The following is a 23165-nucleotide window of genomic DNA, read 5'->3' as shown; positions in this document are numbered from 1 at the left end:
GTGGCCGACGCGGTGAAGGCCAACGGCCTGACCGCACTGCCGTCACAGACCAACTTCATGTTTGTCGACCTGGGCGATCTCAATGCGGAGGATTTCCGTGTTGCGATGGCCGAGCACAAGGTGCATATTCGCGGCATCTACCGCGACTACACCAACTGGTCGCGGGTGAGCATGGGCAAGCTGGAAGACGTACAAATGTACGTGGACGCCCTGCCCAAGGTACTCGACAAACTGTCATGAACGGCCTCCTGGCGCGGGTCCTTTGACCCGCGCCAGGCTCCTGATCTAACCGCACTGGAATCAATAACACATGCGATTGCGAGTTTTCGCGCCCCTGCTGGCCTGCCTGCTGGCCACTGCCTGTAACCAGGAGCCCGCGGCTCCGGCGGGAGCGTCCGCGCAGGCGGTGCCTGTAGCCCTGTGGACCGCCGAGCTGTCACCGGTGGCAGAGCATATCGAATCGGTCGCCACACTCAGCGCCATGGAGTCGGTGACCATTACCGCCCGGGTCAGCGGCAAGATCAGCGCCGTGCATTTCGACGACGGGAACCGGGTAAGTGCGGGACAACTGCTGGTCGAACTGGACACTACCGAGCCGCTGGCGCGGGTCCGCGAAGTCGAGGCGGCACTGCAGGAAGCCAGCCTGGACCTGGAACGACTGGGTTCCCTGGGTGCGGAAATCTCCACCCGCGCGGCGATCGATATCGCCCGCGCCAACGTGGCGGCGCAGCAGGCGCGGCTGGCACAGGCCAAATCAGTGCTCGCCGACCACCAGTTGCGCGCGCCTTTCGCCGGAGTGCTCGGCTTTCGCCAGGTGAGCGTGGGCGCCCTGATTACTCCCGGTACCGTGGTCGCGGAACTGGACGACCTCACCCGGCTCAAGCTGGATTTCACCCTGCCCGAGGTCTACCTGGCGCGCCTGCGGGTCGGCGACAGCGTGGAGGCCCGCAGTCCGGCATGGCCGGGCGAGTCCTTTGCCGGCACCGTACGCAACATTGATACCCGGGTCGATCCGGTAACCCGGGCAGTGATGGTGCGCGGCCTGCTGGATAACGCCGACGGACGCCTGCTGCCGGGCATGCTGATGACCGTGGACCTGCTGGTGGGCGAGGAACAGGCCCTGGTGCTGCCGGAACAGGCGCTGATCCAGAAAGGGCAGGAGAGTTACGTCTACGCGGTGGATGACGAGTCCCGCGCCTACATGCTGCCGGTACAGATCGAGCGGCGGGTGAAGGGCGGCGTGGTCATCGACGGCGGCCTTGCACCGGGCCAGGTGGTGGTCGTGCGCGGCCAGCTGAACCTGCGCCCCGGGGTCCCGGTAAAGGAAGTCGCGGCACAGGCCATGGCGGCGGCAGCCGGCACGGGTGACGCCGAATGAAGCTCGCCGATCTCTCGGTCAGGCGGCCGGTATTCGCCAGCGTGCTGGCGCTGTTGCTGGCGGCCTTTGGCCTGATGTCGTTTTTCCAGCTGCCGACCCGCGAATACCCCGATGTCTCCATGCCCCAGGTGTCGGTATCGACCACCTACCGCGGAGCGGCAGCGGACGTGGTGGAATCGCGCATCACCCAGGTGCTGGAAGATGAACTGGGCGGTATCGAGGGGGTGCGCGGCATCCGCTCCACCAGTCTCGATGGTCGCTCCAGCATCAATATCCAGTTCGACCTCTCCCGCGACATGGACGCCGCCGCCAACGATGTGCGAGACAAGGTCTCGCGGGCCATCAATCGCCTGCCGCAGGATGCCGAGGCACCCACGGTTTCGAAGGCGGACAGCGACGCCTCGCCGATCATCTATATCAGCCTCGAGGCGGAGAACCTGCCGCTGGTGGAGCTGACCGACTACGCCGAACGCTACCTCACCGACCGCTTCGCCGCGATCAGCGGTGTTTCCTCGGTGGCCGTGTATGGCAGTGGCTCGCGCTCCATGCGCATCTGGATTGACCGGCACAAGCTGAACGCGCGGCGCATGAGTGTCAGCGATGTGGTGAGCGCCCTGCAGCGCGAGAACATCGAACTGCCGGCGGGCCTGGTGGAATCCGCGGAGATGGAATTCCCGCTGCGCCTGCAGCGCGCCTATCGCAGCGAGACCGACTTCCGCCGGCTGGTGATCGGCCGCGGCGAGGACGGCCACCTGATACGGCTGGGTGAGGTTGCCCGGGTAGCCCTGGGCAGCGAAACCAGCCGCCGACTGTTTATCACCAACGGCCGGGAAAGTATGGCCCTCGGAATCGTCAAGCAGTCCAACGCCAATACCGTCGAGGTCCTGGAAGCCATCCGCCAGGAAGTGGAAGCGGTGCGCGGGGACCTGCCGCCGGGCATGGGCATTTCCACCTCCGGCGATGCCTCGGCCTTTATCCGCGCCGCGATCAGCGGCGTCTACTGGACCCTGCTGGTGACCACCCTGCTGGTGGCGGGAGTGATCTTCCTGTTTCTTGGCGCCCTGCGCGCGACGCTTATCCCGGTGGTCTGTATTCCGCTCTCGCTGCTCGGCAGTTGCATTGCGCTGGCCGCCTTCGGCTACTCGGTCAACCTGATCACTCTGCTGGCGATGGTGCTGGCCATCGGCCTGGTGGTGGATGACGCCATCGTCGTGCTGGAGAACGTATTCCGCCGTATCGAGGGTGGTGAACCGCCCCTGCTGGCCGCCAGCCGCGGTGCGCGGCAGGTGGGCTTCGCGGTGGTGGCAACGACTGCGGTACTGCTCGCGGTGTTTACCCCCATCGTATTCATGGACGACATCATGGGCCGCGTATTCGCCGAACTGGCGGTGGCGATCTGTGTCGCGGTGATCGTATCCAGCGTCCTGGCACTCAGCCTGGTACCCATGATGTGCTCGCGGCTGTTGCGCCGCCAGTCGCGCCGTTCGCTGCTGGACCGCACCGTCGGTGCCGGCCTCGAGCGGCTGGCCGCCGCCTATGGTCGCAGCCTGGACTGGAGCCTGCGCCATCCGCTGCTGATGCTGGCTACCCTGGCGCTGTCGGTGCTCGGGGCCTGGCAACTGGCGGGCATGGTGCAGCTTGAGCAGGTGCCGGTGGAGGACCAGGATACGGTGATGGTATTCGCCCGCGCCGAGCAGGGCACCGGCATCGACAGCATGCGCGGCCTGATCGAGGAATTGCAGGCCCCGCTGCTGAAGCACCACGAGGACGGCACCCTGACCCGGGTGCTGTTTGTCTCGCCGTCCTTCGGCAATACCACCCCGGATGGTTTGTTCTCGCGCATTTCCATGGTCGGCCTGGACCAGCGCGATTACAGCGCCTTCGAACTGCGCAACGAACTGATGCGGGAGTGGCGTGACATACCCGGGCTGCGTGCCATGGCTTTCCTGCCTTCGGGACTGGGCCAGCGCGGCGGCAATACGCCGGTGGAGTTTGTCCTGCAGGGGCCGGATTACGAGACCCTCGCCGACTGGCGCGACACGGTGATGGATGCGGCGCGCGACAGCGGGCTGTTCGGCGGCCTCAACAGCGACCTGCGCGAAACCCAGCAGCAACTGCACGTGTCTACCGACCTCGACCGCGCCGCGGCGCTGGGAGTGAGCGCGCGGGAATTGGGCGAGGCCCTGCAGGCATTGATGAGCGAGCAGGAAATTTCCACCTTCAGCGACCGCGGCGAGGAATACCCGGTGATCATCCAGCTCGAGCGCGACCAGCGCAGCAGCCCGGACGACATCCGCAATATCTTCGTCCGCGGCAGCAGCGGCGAGCTGGTGCAGCTGGCCAACCTGGTGGAACTGGAGAGCGTCGCCAGCATCGGCGAGCTGCAGCGCTACAACCGCATGCGCGCGGTAACCATCAGCGCCACCCCGGCCCCCGGGGTAGCGCTGGGCGAGGCGCTGGCCTTCCTCGAGCGCACGGTAGCGGAACAGCTGCCGGTATCGGCCAAGATCGATTACAAGGGTGAGTCGCTGGACTTCAAGGAATCCAGCGGGGCGCTCTATGCGACCTTCGGTTTCGCCCTGCTGGTGACCTTCCTGGTGATGGCGGCGCAGTTCGAGAGCTTCGTCCATCCCACTGTCATCATGGTCACCGTGCCGCTGGCGGTAGTGGGCGGGCTGGCCGGGCTGGTGGTTTCCGGCCTGTCGTTCAATATCTTCAGCCAGATCGGCATGCTCATGCTGGTCGGCATCGCCACCAAGAACGGCATCCTGCTGGTGGAGTTCATCAACCAGATGCGCGACGAAGGCCTGGAGTTCCGCAACGCCATCCTCGAGGCCTGCCAGCTGCGCCTGCGCCCGGTGCTGATGACCACCATATCGACCCTGGTCGGCGCGATTCCCCTGCTGGTGATGACCGGCCCCGGTTCCGCCAGCCGCAACGTGCTGGGCGCGGTGATCCTGTTCGGCGTCGCCTCCGCGAGCGTGTTCACGCTCTACCTGGTGCCCGGTCTCTACAGCCTGCTGGCGCGGCGCACGACTTCCCCGGGCGCCATCGACCGCGAGATGCAGGCGCTGGAGCGCGAATCGCCGATGGCGGAATGAGCGCCGGCTGGCGCTGCAACGCCAGCTGTACTACTTCAGCGAAAGGCGAAGCCGCGGTAATTGTCCGCGGTCATCGCCCGCACCTCGGGCACGTAGGTGGCCATGCCGGCCCCCCAGGGCTGGAATACCCGGGTGCCGTCGTCGGCGTTGACGTGGACCATGTAGTTGTCCACCTGGCGACGGAGCATGCGCTCTGCGACCGCGGCGGATTTCTCCCCCCAGATGGCCGCGCCCTCGGCAGTGGCCTCGACCACGCGGTGGCCGGCGGCGTTCATGTGGTCGATACAGTCGGCGATCCAGTCGCAGTGAAATTCGTTTTCCAGGATCAGCGGCCCCAGCACCGAGGGGCTGCCGGCGTTGGTCGGGTGGAAGAAATTGGGGAAGCCCGGGGTCATCAGCCCGAACATCGTGTTGGGGCCCCGCGACCACAGGTCCCTGGGGGTCTGTCCCTGCGCGTTGCGCACCCCGGCCTGGTCGATGGCGCCGAGGAAGGGCTGGAAGCCCAGGGCGAAGATGATGAGGTCCACCTCGTAGTGGCGGTCGCGGGTGCGGATGCCGGTTGCGGTGATTTCCTCTATGGGTGATTCGCGCATGTCCACCAGCGCGACATGGTCCTGGTTGAAACTCTCGTAGTAGTCGATTTCCAGAATCAGGCGCCGGGTGCCAATGGGGTAGTCCGGGCAGAGTTTTTCGGCGGTCGCCGGGTCCTTGACCCGCTGGCGAATCTTGTCCCGCACGAACTCGGCCGCGACGGCGTTGGCCTCGCGATCGACGCCGATATCCTCGAACACATAGGCCATGCCGTGGCCGCCGAATGCCCACTGGCGCTCCATGCGCGCCAGTTGCTCCTCGCGGCTGTAGGCCATTGCGGGCCGCCGGTCTTCCTGCCCGGTCGGCAGGGTGGGGCGCGCCAGCATGGCTTCCTTGAACTGCGCCAGGTCCTCCGCGATGCGTCCGGCCTTTTCCCGGTCCGGCGGGCCGTTGCGTGCGGGCACGCCGTAGTGGGGGGTGCGCTGGAAGACGTACAGCTCGCGCGCGCTCCGGGCCACCACCGGCGTGGCCTGGACGCCAGACGATCCGGTGCCGACGATGGCCACGCGGCGACCGTCCCAGTTGACTTCACGCTGCGGCCAGCGGTTGGTCTGCACCCATTCCCCGCGAAAGCGCTCGATGCCTGGGAAGGGAACCGCTTTGGGCACGGAGAGATTGCCCGTGCACATCACCAGGAAGCGGGTGGTGAACTGGCTGCCCCCGTCCGTAGTCAGTTGCCAGCACTGTTCCTCGCTGCACCAGTTGGCTGCGCGCAGCCAGTGATTGAAGCGGAACAGTTGCCGGACATCCAGCCGGTCGGCCACCCAGTTCAGGTGCTCCAGCAGTTCCGGCTGCGCCGCGTAGCGTTCCTGCCACTGCCAGCCCTCGTAGATGTCCCTGGAAAACAGGTAGCTGTACATGTCGACGCTGTCGGTGTCGACGCGGGAGCCGGGGTAGCCGTTGTGGTACCAGACACCGCCGACGCCCGGTGCGCCCTCGAGGCCCAGCACGCGAAGCCCGGCCTCGCGGAAACGGTGGGCGGCGTAGAGCCCGCCGAATCCCGCGCCGACAACGGTGATGTCATAGCTGTCCCCTGGTGTGTCCATCTGCGTGCCTTGTTTTCCTGTTTATCCGGGCCGGGACCTGATGCGTATCCCGGGGTTCTGCTGCAAGCTTAGGCAATGTCGGTAATGCCGGGTACTACTGAATAAGTCTCGTACCGATACCGCAGCGGCATACCGGATGCTCCGGGCGCGACGGCCCCGGCGGCCAGTGCCGGTTGCCGGGCAGTGTTTCACCGGCTAATGGCGGTGATGCCGAAAAAGTATCGCCATGATAGAAATAAAACATTGGGCGGTATCGCCGGTCCGGATCTATAGTGGGGTCGTGCCCGAGACGCCGGTGCCCGGCACGGTTGCCGGCCATGGTTCCCGGCGAGCACACCCCGGACAGTTCGAATAATCATTCCCGGCGCACCGGGATCGGGACCCGTAACAATGATGGAACTGAAACACCTGCGCTACTTTGTCGCGGTGGCCGCGGAAGGCAGTTTCCACCGCGCCGCGGAGCGCCTGTGTATCGCCCAGCCGGCTCTGTCGCGGCGTATCCGCGACCTCGAGGAGGACCTCGATGTCATCCTGTTCCACCGCTCCGCCCGCGGCGTACGCCTCACGCCCGCGGGCAAGGTACTGCACGCCGAAGCCCTGCAGATTCTCGACCGGCTGACGCAGGCCCGGCTGAGGACACAGCAGGCAGCCGCGGGGAAGTTCGGTGTCCTGAATATTGGCCTGACCACGGTGGTGGCGGAAATGCGCGCCGCGGTCGCCGCCATCGGCCAGGCCCGGCACCGCGTGCCGGAGGTGGAATTCAAGTTGCACCTGATTCCCTCGGACCGGCAGGTCAGCGCGCTGAATCGCGGCGATATCGATATCGGCCTGCTCTACCGGCGTCCACCACACCCACCAGGCTTGGCCTACCGGGACCTGCGCACCGACCGCTACGTGGTGATGGTGCCGGCCTCGCACCGGCTGGCGGGGCGCACGTCGGTACGACTGGCGGACCTCGAGGGCGAGGACATGATGTTTCCCTCGCCCGAGCTGCGGCCGGAAACCTACCGCGAGATGCTGGAGGCCTGCCAGCGCGGCGGACTGGAACCGCGCATCGTGCTGCAGGCGGAGGGGCTGATAAACATGGTCGCGGAGGGGATCGCCATCGCCCTGTATAACTCGGCGCTGGCGGAGAACGCGAAGATTCCCGGCGTGGTCTACCTCGATGTGGAGGACCTCGACATTCCCCTGCAATTGTCCGCACTGTGGGAAAAGGAGCGCGAAACACCGGCATTACTGGCCCTGGTTCAACTGCTGGAGACAGCTTTCGTAGGCAGTGCAAAGGGCGGGCAGGGCAAACGTTCACCGGCAAGGAGAAAGGCAGGATGATGTTACAGGGCAAGGCTATTGTGATCACCGGCTCGGGCAAGGGCATCGGCGCCGCCTGCGCGCGCGGCGCCGCACGGCAGGGCGCGTCCGTGGTCGTCAACGACGTGGACGATTCCGCCCACGAGACCGCGGCGGCGATCAACGCCGAGGGCGGCACAGCGGTCGCCTGCGTCGCCAACGTCGCCGACTGGGACGAGGCCGGCCGCCTCATCGAACACTGCCTGTCGAACTTCGGCGGCATAGACGGACTGGTGAACAACGCGGCGCTCTATTACCTGGAGACCCTGCAGGACTTCCAGCCAGCGCGGGCGCGGGGCATGGTGGAGGTCAACGTGCTGGGGCCGCTGCATTGCACCGGCCACGCCATCGGGCCAATGCTGCGCCGGGGCAGCGGCTCTATTGTCAATGTGGTATCCGGTGCGCAGATGGGCATGCCGCAGATGGGGGTGTACGGTGCGACCAAGGGCGCGGTCGCCTCCATGGTTTACACCTGGGCCCTGGAACTGGCCGGCACCGGCGTGCGGGTGAACGCGCTGTCGCCCTTCGGCAGGACGACCATCGGCGGGCTTACCGAGGAGCACCTGAAAGACCCCGACATCGCCCGGCGCTACGCGCAAATCCAGCCGCCGGAGGCCAACTCGCCGGTGCTGGAGTACCTGCTGTCGGATCGGGCCAGCGCGGTGAACGGGCAACTGGTGCGCATCGACAAGGGCGAGATCCACCTCTATACCCACCCCGCGCTGCTCCTGCCACCGGTTTACCGGGAACAGTGGACCGCCGAGACGGTGGCCGACGCTTTCGAGAGCGAATTCCGGGACCGGCAGGTTCCCTGTGGCGTCCTCGGCATGACCGGGCTGCCGGTCGAGTTGCAGAGCGGTTTCTGGAAACGCGCGGACGGGTGATGGCAATGGACGACGTGCAACTGGATCCCCAGGTACAGGCCGTGTTGGACGCCATAGGCGATATGCCAACCATCGACCTCGATGCCCTGCCCCTGGAGGCGGCGATGCGCATCGCCCGGCCCGCACTGCCGTTACCGCCACTGCCGGCGCAGTGCGAGGACCGCTATGTGACGGCGGCGGACGGCGCCCGCCTGTGCCTGCGCCTGTACTATCCGGCGACTCCGGCAGGCTTCCGCCCTGTGGTGCTTTACCTGCACGGCGGCGGATTTGTCGGCGGTTCGGTGGCAATGGACGACACGCGCTGTGTGCGGCTCGCGGCCATGGCGGACTGTGTGGTGGCCTCGCTGGACTACCGGCTGGCTCCCGAATATCCCTTCCCCACAGCGATCCGCGACGCCTGCGATGCCTGGAACTGGCTTGCGCAGCGCAGCGAGGAACTGGGCCTGGACATGCAGCAGGGCACTATCTACGGCTCCAGTGCCGGCGGCCACCTGGCCGCAGGGCTCGTCCTGTCGTTGCTGCGGCAGCAGGCGCCCCTGCCGCGTTTATTGCTGCTGGCGAATCCGGCGCTCGACCCGTGCATGGCCTGCGCCTCCTACACCGAGTTCAGCGGAGGACCGTTCATGACCGCAGCGCGGATGGGCTGGTACTGGCGGCAGTACCGCGGTGCTGGCGACCTTCGTGAGACCGGTCTCTGGACCCCTCTGCAGGAGAACCTGGCGGAGTTTCCGCCGACCCATGTCATGACCGCCGAATACGATGTGCTGCGGGACGAGGGCGAATTGCTGGTGGAAAAGCTCCGGTGCGCCGGCGTGCCCGCCACGGCGACACGCTACCCGGGGATGATCCACGGTTTCATGACCGTACTGCCCGATCACGCCGCCAGCCGCGCAGCCATGGCCGAGAGTGCGGCGCTGGTCCGCGCCGGTCTCGCCGGAGGCGGCCGGGCGGGGGCGGGGGGCGGATAGAAAACAGGCTCCCGGAGGAGCCTGTGCAGCAGTCGGAATGACGACATCCAGCAGGCCCGGGAACAAGTCATCGAAAACCCCGCCGGTGACAGCGATGTTTTCCGTTGTCAGCAAGCCATTGCGTTCGAGGTGCAGTTGACCGTCGCTTTCGGCAGCCCTGCAGGCTGCCGGCAATGCGACGGGAACCCAGCACTTCACGTCCCGGTGCGACGGTAGCGGAACTGATGGAGCCGGCGATTACCGCCTGGCCGTCACCGCCCGGCAGCACGTCGAGCACTTCCGGCGCCAGCTCGATGTCGAACTCGGCGTCGTCAGTGCCGTCGCCGTCGATGTCCAGGGGCAGGCTGATGGGAAGGGCAGGAATCGGCAACTGCGCCAGGAAGGGCCCGCCGACTTCCACCAGGTGATTGTTGACCAGGTCGGCGATCGCGTCCTTGAACAGGGGGATAGTGCCAGGCGTGCCTGGAATACAGTGCCGTTTGCCGCTTTCAGCGGCGGCGCAGGCCGCCCCTGTCACCCATTTGCGGCCGCGCCATTTCCCGGTTGAGCCCGCGTTGCCGGGCCAGCGCGGAGCGGTCGAGGCTGCTGCGGTCGATCGCCGGACGTTGCATCTGCTGGTGTTTCTGCAGGGCATCCTGTGCCGACTGGCGCTGTGAATCGGAGAATTGCGGCTTGCTCCACTGGCCGTTATTGCGGCTTTCCCAGCCGTCCTGGACCTTGCGCGCGACATTGCCGTCGCGGTCGGCGTAGACGTTGTTGGCGCGGTTATTCACCGGCCGGGCCTGCTTCAGTTGCGCCATGGCCGTGGAGCGATCCGCCACCCGCTGGCGATTGGCGCCATTGTTGTAGATGTTCTGGCGGGCGTTGCCGATATTGACCTTGCCGCCGCGGTCGATGCGGTTGCCCAGGTTGGCGCGGTTGCCGACGTTCACGTTGTTGCCGATGTTGATGTTGCCGGTGTTGATGATCACCGGCCCGCGATACCCGCCGCCATACCAGCCGTTGCAGCAGCCCCAGGGCCGGTATCCGCCCGGGTAGCCGCCGCCCCAGCCGATGCCGAAATTGAAAAAGCCGTTGGAATAGCTCAGGCCGAAGCTCCAGCCGGTCCAGGGGTTGTAGCCGACGTTAAAGCCCCAGGTGGCCGGGCGCGGGTAATAGTAGGAGCCGAAGTAGGGCGGGTAATACCAGCCGGTGCCGTAAACCGGTACGCCGTAGTAGGGAAAGCTCCAGAGGTAGCCCGGCAGGTAGCCGACATAGACCACCTCTGGCGTTGACTCGTAAACGTGTACATAAGTGGTGTTGTAGACGGGCGAGCTGGGCGGGATTTTCTGGATTTCCGCCTCGGGGATGCTGTCGGCGACCTGCCAGGGACCGGTGGCCGCGCTGGCGGTGAACCAGACGCCGTTGTCCACCGCGTAGTAGCGGTTGTGAATTGCCAGTACCTGGCTGCCGGTATTGACCGCGTAGGACACGTCCGTACCGGGAATCTTGCTGAATTCGGGTTTGCCGTCGTACTGGACACTGAGCGTCACCTCGTCCCGCTTGATCGCCGCGGTCTGCGGAATCTGCGCGTCGAGCACAGCATTGTCCGCTTCCTCGGTGCCGGCCACCGAGCTGCGCAGGCCGCCGATGTCCGAGTCCGGGGGGATGTCGGCGAAGGCGGGCGGCAGCTGGTCGGCCGGGACGAAGGTCCAGGGGCCGTCCTGTTGCTTGCTGCGGTACCAGCGGCCGGACAACAGCAGGTACATGTTGTTAGTGCCCAGGTCCCGCAGCCAGGGGGATTCGGTATTTTCGACAAACAGCACCTTGCCGCCGGGCAGGCTCTGCCAGGCGGGTTTGCCCTGGGTGACGATCAGTTCGGTCGGCTGGTCTGCGGTGACGATTTCCGGCGGGCTGTCCGGCTGGGGCTGGCTGTCATCGGTTTCCGCGGCCTGCACCATCGCCGCCAGGTCGGCGGGCGGTGAACTGGTGGATTGCCAGGGCCCCATCGGGTCTCCGGCCCGGTACCAGAAGGTGCCGCTGGTGAGCCAGTATTCACTGCTGCCCTTGCGCCGCACCACCGCCAGCGGGGTGTTCAGGATGCGTTGGTAGGGGCTGTTGTCGATGTCGCCGTAGCGCGGCTTGCCGTCGTAGCTGAGCAGTACCGCGGGGGTGTCGCGAAACAGTACGGCGGGCGGCTCGTGCTTCAGGTTATCCAGGCTTTTCTGCTCGACTTGCGCCGATTCCAGGCTGGCGGAGAGGCGGTCCAGCGAGATGGTGAAGCCGTTTTCCGGCAGGGCGCTTTCGACGATTGCCGTAAAGCGTTGCTCCGCGGCGTCCTTGGAATCCGGCCAGCGTACCCGGGTCACCCTGAGGTCGCGGATCAGGGCGGTGCCGGCGTCCTGGTCGGTGTCGAGGGTGGCCTCGAACCAGAAGGCGCCGAAGATGGTCTCGTCGTTACCCTTCAGGTCCAGTGACATCGCCGCACGGCCGGTGAGCAGGTTGCCGGTGAGGGCTTCCGGTTGCGGCTGGTAGACCGTGATGGTGCCTTCCTCGGCGCTGACTTCCTGCGGCCAGTCGATGGCCAGTGCGGCTGTGGACACGAAACTCGCCAGCAGGCTGGCCCAGAGGGAGAAGGCGAATCTCAGCGCGGCGATGGAGCGAAGGGGCATGGGGTGATCCTCGACCTGGGGTCGGGGAAGTTTAGTCCAGCCATCCCGGTCGTGCCGGGCCGAACGCTCGGCCTGGTCTATAGTATTGGGCACCTGGTCTGCGGGGGTGCGGCTCGCATGTGGAAAAAACTGTTGCTGCTGGTTATGGCGTGGTCTGGCCTGGATGCCCGGGCGGACCCGCGCCAGGACGTCCTGTGTCGGGAAGTGGCCTTCAGCCGGTCCGCGGAAGCGCGCGATGCGGCGGCCTTTCGCGAATTTATCGATGCCGATGCGCGCTTTGCGAGCAGCGCGGTGCTGCGCGGTCCGGATGAGATTGTCGCGGGCTGGCAGCCTTTCCTGGGCGCCGGGGGCCCCGCGATCCGCTGGCGGCCCCAGGTGGTCGAGGTGCTCGAGGCTGATGGCCTCGCCCTGACCCGCGGTCCCTACCTGATGCGGGAGGGCGCCGGGGAGGGCGGCGCCGAGCTTGGCTGGGGCATGTTCAACTCGGTCTGGCGGCGCGGCGCGGACGGGCATTGGCGGGTGCTGTTCGACGCAGGGAGTCCCGGTGCCGGGGAACTGCCGGCATCCCTGCGCGAAGTCCTCGAGGTGGGTCCGGATTGCGGTTAATCGCCAGCTGATCGTTTACTAGTCACAGGCCCGACATTTGCAGCGGGCACACTGCGGAGAGAACAATGTCAAAAAGCAGAGCAATGCAGGGTATCAGCCTCGTCGGTATCGGTGTGGCCATGCTGATAACGGGGTGTGCCAGCGCGCCTCACGGCCCCGTCCCTCCGGTGGCGAAGGTGGAGGATGTGGTCGATACCTTCTGGGGTGTACAGGTCCACGATCCCTACCGCTATATGGAGAACATGGACGACAGTTACGTGCAGGACTGGTTCCGCGGCCAGGCAGAGTACGCCGACGCTACTCTCGACGCCCTGCCGCTGACCGAGCCCCTGGCCAGTCGCCTCGCGGAACTGGATGGCGGCAAGCCATTCTGGACTGCTTCCATCGCGCGTCTTCCCGATGGCGGCCTGTTTTTCCTGCGGCGCTATGCCGGGGAGAACGTCTACAAGCTCTACTCCCAACCCGCTGGAGCAGACGAAGCCCGCCTGCTGGTCGATCCGGACACACTGGTTGGTGACGACGAGCAGCATTACTCGATCGAGCAGTATTCCCCTTCACCGGACGGCCGCTATGTGGTCTACGGCCTGGCCCAGGGCGGCTCGGAACTGACCACCTATTTCACCCTTGAGGTTGCCACTGGCAAGGTATTGCCCGACGCCATCGACAACGTGGAGACCGCCTACAACGTACCCCAGTGGCAGCCTGACGGCAGCGGCTTCTTCTACAGCCGCCGCCGGGACCTGCCTGCGGACGCCCCGATAACGGAAATCTACCAGCAGACCAGCGTGCGCTATCACGCGCTGGGCAGTGATCCTGCGGACGATCCGGTTATCGCCGCCTATGGCCTGTCGGCGCAGATGCCGATCACCGAGACGGATTTCCCCAGCCTGTGGATTACACCCGGTTCCGACTACGCGGTGGCCAAGGTCAAGCACGGGGACTCCAACGAAATCACGCTGTTCAGCGCGCCCCGCGCCAGTTTGTTCTCCGGTAAGGTGCCCTGGCAGAAGGTCTGTGATGAGCAGGACAAGGTGGTGGACTTTGCCGTGCACGGCAGCGACCTCTACCTGCTGAGCGGCGATGACGCGCCGCGCTTCAAGCTGCTGCGTACCGGCCTGGCGGCCCCGTCCTTCGCCGGCGCGGAAGTGGCAATTCCCGGCGGGCACATGGTGCTGAACGCGCTCTATGCCGCCAGCGACGCGCTCTACCTGGACAGCAGCCTCGATGGCATCGGCAAGGTCCTGCGCCTGCCCTATGCCAGCGGAAAAGAGGAACTGCTCGACCCCCACGGGACCTCCGCTGCCTATGTCAGCGCGGCGTCCCCGCTGCTGCCGGGTATATTCGTGTACTCCACCTCCTGGACTACCGGTGCCGCCACCTATGCCTACGACCCCGAAGACGGCAGCTTCACCGATACCGGACTGCTGCCCCAGGGCGAGTTTGACGCCGAGCCCGGTTATATCGCCGAGGAGGTGCTGGTGCCGAGCCACGATGGGGTCAAGGTGCCGGTTTCGATTATCCGCCGCGCCGACCTGAAGCTGGACGGCAGCAACCCGACCATTGTCTACGGCTATGGCAGTTACGGTATTTCGATGGACGTGAACTTCTCCGCCACCCGCCTGGCCTGGCTGGAGCGCGGCGGTATCTTCGCCATTGCCCATGTGCGCGGCGGCGGTGAGTACGGCCAGGCCTGGCACTACGCGGGGCGCATGGAGAACAAGCCCAATACCTGGAAGGACGCCATTGCCGCGGCTGAATACCTCGCGAACAAGGGCTACACCAGCCCGGCACACCTGGCGGTGATGGGCGGCAGCGCCGGCGGAATACTGGTGGGCCGGTCGATTACCGAACGCCCGGACCTGTTCCGGGCCGCGGTATCCCAGGTGGGCATGACCGACACCATTCGCTCCGAGACCACCACCAACGGTGTGCCCAACATCAAGGAGTTCGGCACGGTCACTGACGAGGCCGGCTTCAGGGGGCTGCTGGCCATGAGTTCCTACGCCCACGTCGAGGACGGCGTCGCCTATCCGGCAGTACTGTTCACTCACGGCTACAACGATCACCGGGTGGAGCCGTGGATGTCGGCGAAAATGGCCGCGCGCCTGCAGGCGGCCAGCACCGGCGGGCCGGTCCTGATGCGGATAGAATACGGCGCTGGCCACGGCATCGGCTCTACCCGTGAGCAGGTGCTGCAGGAAATGGCGGAAACCTATGCCTTCCTGTTCTGGCAACTGGGCGGCGCCCGCTAGTTAGCCGGCACTCTCGCGGGCTTTTCCCTCGAGGAGGCCCGCGAACTTCCTCAACCGCCCGCCAGGTAGCGGGCGCCCCAGAAAACCGTCATCGCCACCACCAGGGTGAGCAGGGGGTTGCGGGTCTTCCAGGACAGCACAGCGGTCACCCCAAGAGACAGCAATTCCGCTATGCCGGGACCATTGCTGTCCCCCGGTGAGACCAGCAGGGTTACCACCAGCGCCGCGAGTACCGAGGGCCCCACGTACTCCATGGCCAGGGTCAGCCTGCGCGGAATCCGCCGATTGGCCAGGGCGACGATAAACAGGGCGCGGCTGAAATAGGTGCCGAGGCCGGTCAACACTATCGAGAGGAACGCGGTCATCGGCGGCTGACCTCGCAGCAGGCGCCGGTGAGCATGCCGGCCAGTGCGCCCAGTAACAGCCCCGAGCGGTGCGGCAACTCCGCGGCAAACCAGGCCACGGCGGCCGCTACCAGGGCCGCCAGCAGTTTGGGCCAGCGGTCGATGGCCATGACGACCAGGGCGGTAAACATCACCGGTACCGCGAAGCCCAGCTCCCAGTCCACGGGCACGACGGGGCCGATGAACAGGCCGGCCGCCGTCGCAACCAGCCACAGCAGCCAGAACGTAATGCCGATACTGAGGTAATAGCAGCGGAACTCATCCGCCGGCAGGTTCCGGTTAAGCATGCCCAGCGCGAACACCTGGTCGACCATGAAATAGGGTCCGACCCAGTGGAACCAGCGGGGTTGCTGTTGGAACACGGGGGCCAGTCCCGCCGAATACATCAGGTGGCGCGCGTTGACAATGAGTGCGGCGGTCACCGCCGCCGCGGCGCCGTCGTCGAGCAGGGTGATCAGGGTGAGCTGCGAGGCCCCGCCGTAGATGATCCAGGAACTGCTCCATCCCAGTGCAGCCAGGAGGCCGGAGTGCAGGATGGCGACACCCAGGATCAGCGCAAAGGGAATCGCCGGGACAAAATAGGGCAGCGCGTCGATGACGCCCCTGCGAATAACGGTACGGGAATCCTGCATGGATGCTGCTCCGGGTTGCCGCATGAAAGCCTGCCAGGTTGATGTGCCGGCGCGCACCGTTTGGGCGCATAATCACTTTGGCGTGTTGCTGTAGGATCCGCTGTGGTGCGCGCAGTGGGGCCGAAACCGGCTCGCCCTGCATTTTAACGCATGGCAGGGGATATTCACCGCACAGATGTTCCAGTGGTCTGTTTTTTGCACTTACTATCGGAATGAGCCGTCGGTGGGGAATGCAGTAGAGCGGCGCAGCTGACCAACACTTGCAACGTGAATGGGGGCATTACCTATGCAAAACAATCTTTGGCGCCGGCAGCGGCTGGCTACCGCGGTATCCCTTGCATCACTGCCAGCCCTGGGCTGGATAGCGCCGGTAGCGGCACAGGACGAAATGCTGCCGAGGCTGGAAGAGGTGGTAGTTACCGCCTCGCGGCGCGCGGAGTCCATCCAGGATATTCCGATCAATATCGCCGCGGTCAGTGGCGACATGATCGCCACCCAGCGTCTCTACGGTATCAGCGAGATAGCCAACTATGTCCCGGGGCTCACGGTGATAGACCGCGGGCCGCGGGACGAGGTTCCCGACATCATGGTGCGCGGACTGAACACCACGCAGCTCGGGCCGGGTTATCTCAGTGATACCGTCGCGACCTACTTCGGCGATATCCCGGTGACGTTCGACGTCAAGCCGGTCGATATGGAGCGGGTCGAGGTACTGATCGGGCCCCAGGGCACCCTGTACGGCAAGGGCACCATGGGCGGCGCGATCCGCTATATTCCCAACGCGGCGGATACCTCGGAGTTCAGCGGCCAGGCCCGCGGCACCTTCTCCTACAACGAGGAGAGCGACGGCTACCTCTACGACGCCGGCCTGACCCTCAATATCCCCATCATCCAGGACATGCTGGCGATACGCGGCAGCCTCGACCAGCTCGATGATCCGGGCTTCCTCGACTACAACTTCGTGGTCCGCGAGGCCGGGGTGTCCAATCCCCAGCCGGATTTCGGCAACCCGGCGGATGTCGCCGGCAACCTCAGGCAGGTGGAGGACGCCAACGGTGAGAAAACCCTGGCCGGGCGCGTCAACCTGCGCTTTACGCCGACCGACTGGCTGGACGCGAATTTCTGGTACGTGTACCAGGATACCGAGGCGGAAGGCCGCCAGCTGAACAATCGCCTGGCCTTCGGTACCGGCAAGTACGAGTCGGCCTATCGCTTCGTGGAGCCCAACGACTACACCAACGAGTTGATGAGCGTGGATGTGAAGGTGAATGTCATGGACATCGCCGAGGCCAGCATCATCTACGGCGAAACCGACTACGAGGAACAGGGCCAGCGCGACCAGACCGACCTGCTGCTGGGATTCGAGTACGGTTACGAGTTCTTCCCCAGCTTCTCGGCCTATACCCGGGAGGATGTCGACGAGGATACCGACACCCTGGAAATCCGCCTGGTATCGACCCACGAGGGGCCCTTCTCCTGGGTGCTGGGCTACTTCGACAACGAGTTCAAGCAGGAGGCGGTGAGCCGCGAGTTCACCCCCGGCTTCGACCAGTTCGCCGTCGACGAATTCGGCGGTGTGCAACTGCGTCCCGACAGCCTGGAATACATCGAACTGACCGACGTGCACGACCAGGAAGAGGCCTTCTACGGCGAGCTCGCCTACCGCTTCTGGGATGACCGCCTGCAGTTCACGGTCGGCTACCGCGACTACAAGTACGACGTGGACACCACCGGGGGATTTGGCCTGCCGCTGGCGGACACGGTATTTGATGGTGCTCCCCCGGATTCAATCAGTGTGGACCTGGGCTCCAACAAGGGCGGCAGCAGCGGCGACCTGTGGAAATTCAATGTCGCTTTCGATATCGACGCGGACAACATGGTCTACGCCACCTACTCCGAGGGCTATCGCAACGGGGGCGTCAACGCGGTGCCCGAGTGTACCCCCGACCAGATCTCCAGCGGGGAGCAGGAACTCTGCGCCCTGCCCGACGAGATCAGCATCGACCCGGATACCATCGAGAACTACGAACTCGGCTACAAGGGCTCGCTGCTCGACGGCCGCCTGTCGATCATCTCGGCCATCTACTACATCGACTGGCAGGACCTGCAGGTATCGACCACCACCGCCTTCGGCAGCCTGCCGATCATCGGCAACGGTTCCGCGGCGGAGAGCAAGGGCCTGGAATTCCAGGGCAGCTACCTGCTCGGCGAGCACTGGGAATTCTCCGCCACCTACGCCTACACCAAGGCCGAACTCACCGAGTACGCGCCGGGCCTGGTCGGTCCCTTCGATGCCGAGAAAGGCGCGCGCCTGCCCGGTTCGCCGGAACACCAGGGCACGCTCAATATCACCTATACGGATACCGTGTTCGACGGCATGGACCTGCGGGTGAACTACGGCATCATCTACACCGGCGACGTCTACAACGTCGTCGGCGGCGACAAGGACCCGCTGGTGGACCCGGACACCGGCCTGCCGGGGGATCGCGGCGGTGAAGCCCTTCCCTCCTACGACGTACAGCACCTGAGCGCCAGCCTGGCCCGCGACGGCTGGATGGTGCAGGCCTTTATCGACAACCTCTGGGACGAGTACTACATCACCGGCACGCGCACGACCCGGCGTTTCCTGGAAAATGAAAAGACCGGGCCGGGGTTGTCCTATAACGGTTTCATCGACCGGGGTTACGGGCAGTATGTCGGCACGCCGCGTACCTACGGCATCCGCGTCAGCTACGATTTCTAGGCGGTCCCGCTAGCGGTAGCGGATGCCGGCGGCGTCGAACAGGGCCATGGCGGGCGCCAGTTCCTGTTCGTAGCGCCGCCAGCGGCCCACCGCGCTGCGGTACAGGGGTTCGCGCACCTGCACCGTGCTGGCGGTGGTGACCACGCCGCCGCGACGGTGGAAGTCCAGGCAATCCTCCGCCCACGGCAAGTCCAGATACTGCAGGACCGCGGCGAGAGTTTCCCGCGGCGACGCCACCAGTTGCTCGTATTCCAGGGTGTGGATGCGCGGCCCGTAGAGCGCCTGCCAGTGACGGCACAGGGTGTCGAACTCCAGGTAATACCGCGCGGTATCCTCCAGGCTGTAGGCGTAGTTGTAGTAGGAAAAATCCACGGCGAACAACTGGCGGAAGTTGCTCAGGCAGGTGTCCAGTGGGTTGCGCCGGACCAGCACGATGCGCGCCGCGGGAAAGGCCTGCAGGATGAAACCCACGTAGAGGACGTTGAGCGGCATCTTGTCGATGAGGTAGCGCTTGCCGGCCTGTTGCGCCGGCAACAGCGCGGCGAGCGCCGCCTGGTAGCGGGTCGCGAGGGATTCCGCCGCAGCGGCGCGGGCCGCGGCGATAACCTCCGTATCGAGCATCGGGGCCGTGGTGCTGGCGCAGGCCGCCCGCACCGCCAGCGGAAAATCCTGCAATTCGCCGAGGGTATCGATTGCCGGGTGCGCCGCCAGCATCTGCTCCAGCAGGGTTGTCCCGGTGCGCGGCATGCCGACCACGAACAGCGGGTTGTTGATCCCGCCCGGCGCAGGCCTGCACTGCTCGTCCCGATCGCGGAAGGCCCCGCGCAATTCCCCGAACAGGGTCCGGTCGCGAATGCTGCTGTCCTGCAAGGCTGCCCGGCGGGTCGCCTTTGCCGCTTCCAGTGCACTGAAGGCGCCGCTGTAATCGCCGGCCTGCTCGCGCGCGCGGGCCAGCGCGTGGCCGAGGTAGAGGCGGTCGGCGGGACTGTCGCCAGAGGCGGCAAACAGCTTTTCGAGCCGGTCGCGGCGCTGCGGATCAGGGGCATTTTTTTCCAGTTCGGCCAGCGCCCAGTAGGCGCGGGCGAAGCCCGGTTGCAGCTCCAGCGCTTGCTCGTAGTGCCGGCGCGCGGCCTCGACATTGCCGAGGAACTGCTCGGCGGCGGCGAGGTTGAAGTGGAACTGCGGGTTGTCCGGCGCCTTCTGTACTGCGGCGCGCAGGGTAGCGGCGGCGCGCTGGTGGTCGCCGAGGCGGGTGAGCACCACGCCGAGGGTATCCAGGGTGAGCGCGCGCTCCGGCCCCGCCGCCAGCGCCGCCTGTGCGGCTGTCCGTGCCTGCGGGAGACGCCGCAGTTGCACCAGCAGTTTTGCCTTCTGGGCGAGGTACTCGCTGTTGCCGGGGTGCAGGGTGTCGGCGCGCTCCACCATCCCCAGCGCGCGGCTGAGGTCGCGCTGGGCCTCGGCGGCGATGCTGAGCAGGAACCAGGCATCGGCGTGGTTCGCCTCGACGCCGAGCAGGGCCTTGCAGTGCGCGACCATGCCGCGCAGGTCGCCCCGGTTCAGGGCGCTGACGGCGAGCCGGTGGAGTTCTGCGACTGTATGGGTTTCGGGCATGGCGGACATCTGGGGCGCGAAGCCCCATTATCGGGGGCCGCGCCCGGATGTGCCACCATGGAACGCCTATTCGGCGGTGGTGGGATCGATCACCGTGGCGACTTTGGCGATGCTGTTGGCGGGGAAGCCGCCCATTTCAGCATGTTTGCGCACCGTCTCTTCGTCCGGGGCAATGTAGATACAGTAGATCTTGTCGGCGGTGACGAAACTCTGCACCCACTGGATCTGCGGTCCGAGCTCGCACAGGACGCCGCAGGATTTCTGCGAAATACCGTGCAGGTCGTCGGCGCTCAGGTTGCCGGCGCCGGGAATCTCGCGTTCGATAACAAATTTGGGCATGGTGTTTTTCCCCTCGGTCATGTGTATTGGCGCAATCCTGCGCGCTCAAGTAGGACAGCATTGGTGATTTCATATAATCTGTCCAACAAATAGGCTGGATAATGGATTATTTGTGCTGTGAATATCAGGGAGGTCGACCTCAACCTGCTAGTAATCCTCGACGCGCTGCTGCAGGAAGCCCACGTGTCGCGGGCGGCGCGGCGGGTCGGGCTGTCCCAGCCCGCCGCCTCGAGTGCGCTGGATCGCTGCCGGCGCCTGTTTGACGACCCGCTGTTACTGCGCTCCGGCGGGGGCATGGAACTCACGCCCAGGGCCCTGCACCTGCGGGAGGAGTTGAAACCGCTGCTGGCGGGAATCCGCGCGGTGCTGGAAGTGGACAGCCATCCGCTCAGCGAACTGCGCCAGACACTGCGGATATCCATGTCCGACTCCCTGCTGCCGCTGGTGGCCAGCCCGCTGATCCGGCACCTGGCGGAAATTGCGCCGGCTGTGAACCTGGTGTTCACCACCTGGTTTGGTCCCGGTCGGGCGCTCGACAGCCTGGCCGGCGGCGAGGTCGACCTGGCCATCTCGCAATTCCCGGGGGCGGGCGCCTCCATCCATACCCAGGTGATCAGCCACGAGGACTACGCGGTGGTGATGCGCCGGGATCACCCCGCGGCGAACGGCTTCGACCTGGACAAGTGGCTGCAGTGGCCGCATGTCCTGGTGTCCGGCCGCGGGGAGAATTTCAGCGCCATCGACCAGGTCCTGGCCGCGGTTGGCCGGACCCGCCGGGTCAGCGTGGTGGTGCCCAACTTCGTGGTCGTACCCTCCCTGTTGCTGGACAGCGACCTGCTGGCGACCCTGCCCTCCAATTCGATCGCGGAGCACTACCGGAGCCGCCTGCTGGAATTCCGGCCACCGGTTGACCTCTCCCGCTATGCCCTGCACCTCGCCTGGCATACCCGCTCGCAAAGCGACCCCCTGGTGCAGCACGTGGCCGGGTTTCTCGCCGCGAATTTCCGCGCCGGGTAGGTGGGCTGCCGCGCAATTCCAGCCTGTCCCTTGCGGAAAAGCGGCAGAAAATGCTTGCGCAGAAACAAATTCTGTCTATGATTCCCGGCATCAGAGCAACCTGAGCTTTTTTATGTTAGTCCGCTAAACTGCATCGCAATCGAGAGGCCCCGATTCCTCTGGCAGATGCGTTGCAGATCATTTCAACCACTGCCTTAAGAAGGAGCCCGATGGGATGGCATACGACGCCGCGCCTGTTGATTTTGATGTAGTACGCTCAATCGCCGCCAACCAAGGCTGGCCTGAGCACCACCAGACCGGTGAGGACGACATTCCTGCCGACCACTTTATTTCCCGCGGCGAAACCGTCTTCGCCGGTACCCACCTGATCCTGGATTTCTGGGGCGCCAAGCACCTGGATGACCTGGAGCGTATGGAAAGCGCCCTGGTGGAGTGCGTGAAAGAGGCCGGCGCCACGCTGCTGCACATTCACCTGCACCACTTTACCCCCAACGGCGGCATCTCCGGCGTTGCCGTGCTGGCCGAATCGCACATCTCCGTGCACACCTGGCCGGAGCGCAACTACGCGGCCTTCGACGTGTTCATGTGCGGCGACTCCCGCCCCGAGGAAGCCATCGGCGTCCTCAAGCGCGCGTTTTACCCGAAGCGTATGAACATCACCGAGGAGCTGCGCGGGGTCCTCGGCGAATGACCGGCCGGCAGTTCCACGAAACCCTGTACGACGCGTGGTGCCAGCAGTTCCGGGTGGACGAGGTCCTGTACGAGGTAAAAACCGGCCACCAGCAGCTGGTGATCTTTCGCAACGGCCTGTTCGGCCGGGTGATGGCGCTGGACGGCATCATCCAGACCACCGAGGCGGACGAGTTCATCTACCACGAGATGCTGACCCATGTGCCCCTGCTTGCCCACGGCGCGGCGCGCCGGGTACTGATCGTCGGCGGTGGCGATGGCGGCATCCTGCGCGAGGTGTGCCGGCACCCCTCGGTTGAACACGTCACCATGGTAGAGATCGACCGCGCGGTGGTGGACATGGCGAAGGAATACTTTCCCAACCATTCCGCCGGCGCCTTCGACGACCCGCGCCTGGACCTGGTGATCGATGACGGCGCGGCATTTGTCGCCACTACCGAGCGCAAGTTCGATGTCATCATCAGCGACTCCACCGACCCCATCGGCCCCGGCGAAGTGCTGTTCACCAAGGATTTCTACGCCGCCTGCCACGACTGCCTGAACCCGGGCGGGGTGATGGTGGCGCAGAACGGGGTGGCCTTCATGCAGCCGGATGAAGTCAGCACCACCGCGCGGCGCATGGCGCCGGTATTCGCCGACCACCATTTCTACCAGGTGGCGGTGCCGACCTACGTGGGTGGAGTCATGACCCTGGCATGGGCGAGCGACAATCCCGCACTGCGCCAGCAGCCGGTGGAACTGATCGCCGAACGCTATGCGCGCAGCGGCATCGAGACCCGTTACTACAATCCGGGAATGCACGTGGGCGCTTTCAACCTGCCCCAGTACATCCTCGACAACCTGGCCGCCTGAGCGGCCAGGCGCTTGAACCCGTCGCGCAAGCGACCCCAATAGCGACAGTGCCG

18 protein-coding genes and 1 pseudogene are annotated in these 23165 nt (G+C 65.5%); 12 read left to right on the top strand and 7 right to left on the bottom strand.

The window, feature by feature from the left end:
* The 3 genes and pseudogenes from ACNKU3_RS20010 to ACNKU3_RS20000 all read left to right on the top strand — a co-directional run.
* Window positions 1–240, top strand: a pseudogene (locus ACNKU3_RS20010) (histidinol-phosphate aminotransferase family protein); the annotation flags it as partial.
* A gap of 70 nt (window positions 241–310) precedes the next feature.
* The gene (locus tag ACNKU3_RS20005; protein ID WP_418261341.1) at window positions 311–1378 is read left to right on the top strand and encodes an efflux RND transporter periplasmic adaptor subunit; all 1068 of its coding nucleotides are present in this window, start codon (window positions 311–313) and stop codon (window positions 1376–1378) included.
* Window positions 1375–4479, top strand: coding sequence for an efflux RND transporter permease subunit (locus ACNKU3_RS20000; protein WP_418261340.1), 3105 nt, complete (start codon window positions 1375–1377; stop codon window positions 4477–4479). The genes ACNKU3_RS20005 and ACNKU3_RS20000 overlap by 4 nt, the downstream gene beginning before the upstream one ends.
* Before the next feature lie 35 nt (window positions 4480–4514).
* On the opposite strand, the gene ACNKU3_RS19995 is transcribed toward ACNKU3_RS20000, so the two are convergent.
* The gene (locus tag ACNKU3_RS19995; RefSeq protein WP_418261339.1) at window positions 4515–6116 is read right to left on the bottom strand and encodes a flavin-containing monooxygenase; all 1602 of its coding nucleotides are present in this window, start codon (window positions 6114–6116) and stop codon (window positions 4515–4517) included.
* Between the two features lie 390 nt (window positions 6117–6506).
* Between ACNKU3_RS19995 and ACNKU3_RS19990 the strand changes: the two genes are divergently transcribed.
* The 3 genes from ACNKU3_RS19990 to ACNKU3_RS19980 are packed head-to-tail and all read left to right on the top strand — an operon-like array spanning window position 6507 to window position 9315.
* Window positions 6507–7445 (top strand): LysR family transcriptional regulator, encoded by a 939-nt coding sequence (locus ACNKU3_RS19990; RefSeq protein ID WP_418261338.1) that lies wholly within the window; start codon window positions 6507–6509, stop codon window positions 7443–7445.
* Entirely contained in the window at window positions 7442–8347 is a 906-nt protein-coding gene (locus ACNKU3_RS19985) for an SDR family NAD(P)-dependent oxidoreductase (protein WP_418261337.1), read from the top strand. Before ACNKU3_RS19990 ends, ACNKU3_RS19985 begins: the two co-directional genes overlap by 4 nt.
* Window positions 8348–8352: 5 nt before the next feature.
* Window positions 8353–9315 (top strand): alpha/beta hydrolase, encoded by a 963-nt coding sequence (locus ACNKU3_RS19980; RefSeq protein WP_418261336.1) that lies wholly within the window; start codon window positions 8353–8355, stop codon window positions 9313–9315.
* A gap of 67 nt (window positions 9316–9382) precedes the next feature.
* Here ACNKU3_RS19980 and ACNKU3_RS19975 read toward each other — a convergent pair whose 3' ends face one another.
* A complete protein-coding gene (locus ACNKU3_RS19975) occupies window positions 9383–9832 on the bottom strand; it encodes a hypothetical protein (protein ID WP_418261335.1) in 450 nt (149 codons plus the stop codon).
* The gene (locus ACNKU3_RS19970; protein WP_418261334.1) at window positions 9804–11966 is read right to left on the bottom strand and encodes a carbohydrate-binding family V/XII; all 2163 of its coding nucleotides are present in this window, start codon (window positions 11964–11966) and stop codon (window positions 9804–9806) included. The genes ACNKU3_RS19975 and ACNKU3_RS19970 overlap by 29 nt, the downstream gene beginning before the upstream one ends.
* A gap of 117 nt (window positions 11967–12083) precedes the next feature.
* Between ACNKU3_RS19970 and ACNKU3_RS19965 the strand changes: the two genes are divergently transcribed.
* Both ACNKU3_RS19965 and ACNKU3_RS19960 read left to right on the top strand, forming a co-directional pair.
* Window positions 12084–12572 carry a YybH family protein gene (locus tag ACNKU3_RS19965; protein ID WP_418261333.1) on the top strand — a complete coding sequence of 163 codons (489 nt, stop codon included), beginning with the start codon at window positions 12084–12086 and terminating at the stop codon, window positions 12570–12572.
* Window positions 12573–12637: 65 nt separating this feature from the next.
* On the top strand, window positions 12638–14824 hold the full coding sequence (locus ACNKU3_RS19960) for a prolyl oligopeptidase family serine peptidase (protein ID WP_418261332.1): 2187 nt from the start codon (window positions 12638–12640) through the stop codon (window positions 14822–14824).
* A gap of 50 nt (window positions 14825–14874) precedes the next feature.
* Here the strand turns inward: ACNKU3_RS19960 and ACNKU3_RS19955 are convergent, their stop codons facing one another.
* A complete protein-coding gene (locus tag ACNKU3_RS19955; protein WP_418261331.1) occupies window positions 14875–15189 on the bottom strand; it encodes an AzlD domain-containing protein in 315 nt (104 codons plus the stop codon).
* Complete coding sequence (locus ACNKU3_RS19950; RefSeq protein WP_418261330.1) at window positions 15186–15860, bottom strand: AzlC family ABC transporter permease; 675 nt, start codon at window positions 15858–15860, stop codon at window positions 15186–15188. The genes ACNKU3_RS19955 and ACNKU3_RS19950 overlap by 4 nt, the downstream gene beginning before the upstream one ends.
* A 286-nt stretch (window positions 15861–16146) precedes the next feature.
* Between ACNKU3_RS19950 and ACNKU3_RS19945 the strand changes: the two genes are divergently transcribed.
* Window positions 16147–18603 (top strand): TonB-dependent receptor, encoded by a 2457-nt coding sequence (locus ACNKU3_RS19945; RefSeq protein ID WP_418261329.1) that lies wholly within the window; start codon window positions 16147–16149, stop codon window positions 18601–18603.
* A 9-nt stretch (window positions 18604–18612) separates the two neighbouring features.
* On the opposite strand, the gene ACNKU3_RS19940 is transcribed toward ACNKU3_RS19945, so the two are convergent.
* Window positions 18613–20214 carry a tetratricopeptide repeat-containing sulfotransferase family protein gene (locus ACNKU3_RS19940; protein WP_418261328.1) on the bottom strand — a complete coding sequence of 534 codons (1602 nt, stop codon included), beginning with the start codon at window positions 20212–20214 and terminating at the stop codon, window positions 18613–18615.
* Between the two features lie 66 nt (window positions 20215–20280).
* A complete protein-coding gene (locus ACNKU3_RS19935; RefSeq protein WP_418261327.1) occupies window positions 20281–20553 on the bottom strand; it encodes a DUF4242 domain-containing protein in 273 nt (90 codons plus the stop codon).
* 117 nt (window positions 20554–20670) lie between these two features.
* On the opposite strand from ACNKU3_RS19935, the gene ACNKU3_RS19930 reads away from it, so the two are divergent.
* The 3 genes from ACNKU3_RS19930 to speE all read left to right on the top strand — a co-directional run bounded on the left by ACNKU3_RS19930 (window position 20671) and on the right by speE (window position 23112).
* A complete protein-coding gene (locus ACNKU3_RS19930) occupies window positions 20671–21570 on the top strand; it encodes a LysR family transcriptional regulator (protein WP_418261326.1) in 900 nt (299 codons plus the stop codon).
* A 214-nt stretch (window positions 21571–21784) separates the two neighbouring features.
* Complete coding sequence (gene speD, locus ACNKU3_RS19925) at window positions 21785–22261, top strand: adenosylmethionine decarboxylase (RefSeq protein WP_418261325.1); 477 nt, start codon at window positions 21785–21787, stop codon at window positions 22259–22261.
* Entirely contained in the window at window positions 22258–23112 is an 855-nt protein-coding gene (speE, locus tag ACNKU3_RS19920; RefSeq protein ID WP_418261324.1) for a polyamine aminopropyltransferase, read from the top strand. The genes speD and speE overlap by 4 nt, the downstream gene beginning before the upstream one ends.
* The last annotated feature ends 53 nt before the right edge of the window (window positions 23113–23165 follow it).

Origin of the sequence: Haliea sp. E17 (assembly GCF_048323675.1) — a bacterium.
Taxonomy (GTDB): domain Bacteria; phylum Pseudomonadota; class Gammaproteobacteria; order Pseudomonadales; family Halieaceae; genus Mangrovimicrobium.
The sequence above is the reverse complement of the archived record's forward strand: the minus strand, read 5'-3'. Positions and strand labels throughout refer to the sequence as shown.

What these genes read in the sequence shown, in the direction of transcription:
- ACNKU3_RS20005 (WP_418261341.1), top strand. Translation starts at nt 311, where the DNA reads ATGCGATTGCGAGTTTTCGCGCCCCTGCTGGCCTGCCTGCTGGCCACT.
- ACNKU3_RS20000 (WP_418261340.1), top strand. Translation starts at nt 1,375, where the DNA reads ATGAAGCTCGCCGATCTCTCGGTCAGGCGGCCGGTATTCGCCAGCGTG.
- ACNKU3_RS19995 (WP_418261339.1), bottom strand. Translation starts at nt 6,116, where the DNA reads ATGGACACACCAGGGGACAGCTATGACATCACCGTTGTCGGCGCGGGA.
- ACNKU3_RS19990 (WP_418261338.1), top strand. Translation starts at nt 6,507, where the DNA reads ATGATGGAACTGAAACACCTGCGCTACTTTGTCGCGGTGGCCGCGGAA.
- ACNKU3_RS19985 (WP_418261337.1), top strand. Translation starts at nt 7,442, where the DNA reads ATGATGTTACAGGGCAAGGCTATTGTGATCACCGGCTCGGGCAAGGGC.
- ACNKU3_RS19980 (WP_418261336.1), top strand. Translation starts at nt 8,353, where the DNA reads ATGGACGACGTGCAACTGGATCCCCAGGTACAGGCCGTGTTGGACGCC.
- ACNKU3_RS19970 (WP_418261334.1), bottom strand. Translation starts at nt 11,966, where the DNA reads ATGCCCCTTCGCTCCATCGCCGCGCTGAGATTCGCCTTCTCCCTCTGG.
- ACNKU3_RS19965 (WP_418261333.1), top strand. Translation starts at nt 12,084, where the DNA reads ATGTGGAAAAAACTGTTGCTGCTGGTTATGGCGTGGTCTGGCCTGGAT.
- ACNKU3_RS19960 (WP_418261332.1), top strand. Translation starts at nt 12,638, where the DNA reads ATGTCAAAAAGCAGAGCAATGCAGGGTATCAGCCTCGTCGGTATCGGT.
- ACNKU3_RS19955 (WP_418261331.1), bottom strand. Translation starts at nt 15,189, where the DNA reads ATGACCGCGTTCCTCTCGATAGTGTTGACCGGCCTCGGCACCTATTTC.
- ACNKU3_RS19950 (WP_418261330.1), bottom strand. Translation starts at nt 15,860, where the DNA reads ATGCAGGATTCCCGTACCGTTATTCGCAGGGGCGTCATCGACGCGCTG.
- ACNKU3_RS19945 (WP_418261329.1), top strand. Translation starts at nt 16,147, where the DNA reads ATGCAAAACAATCTTTGGCGCCGGCAGCGGCTGGCTACCGCGGTATCC.
- ACNKU3_RS19940 (WP_418261328.1), bottom strand. Translation starts at nt 20,214, where the DNA reads ATGCCCGAAACCCATACAGTCGCAGAACTCCACCGGCTCGCCGTCAGC.
- ACNKU3_RS19935 (WP_418261327.1), bottom strand. Translation starts at nt 20,553, where the DNA reads ATGCCCAAATTTGTTATCGAACGCGAGATTCCCGGCGCCGGCAACCTG.
- speD (WP_418261325.1), top strand. Translation starts at nt 21,785, where the DNA reads ATGGCATACGACGCCGCGCCTGTTGATTTTGATGTAGTACGCTCAATC.
- speE (WP_418261324.1), top strand. Translation starts at nt 22,258, where the DNA reads ATGACCGGCCGGCAGTTCCACGAAACCCTGTACGACGCGTGGTGCCAG.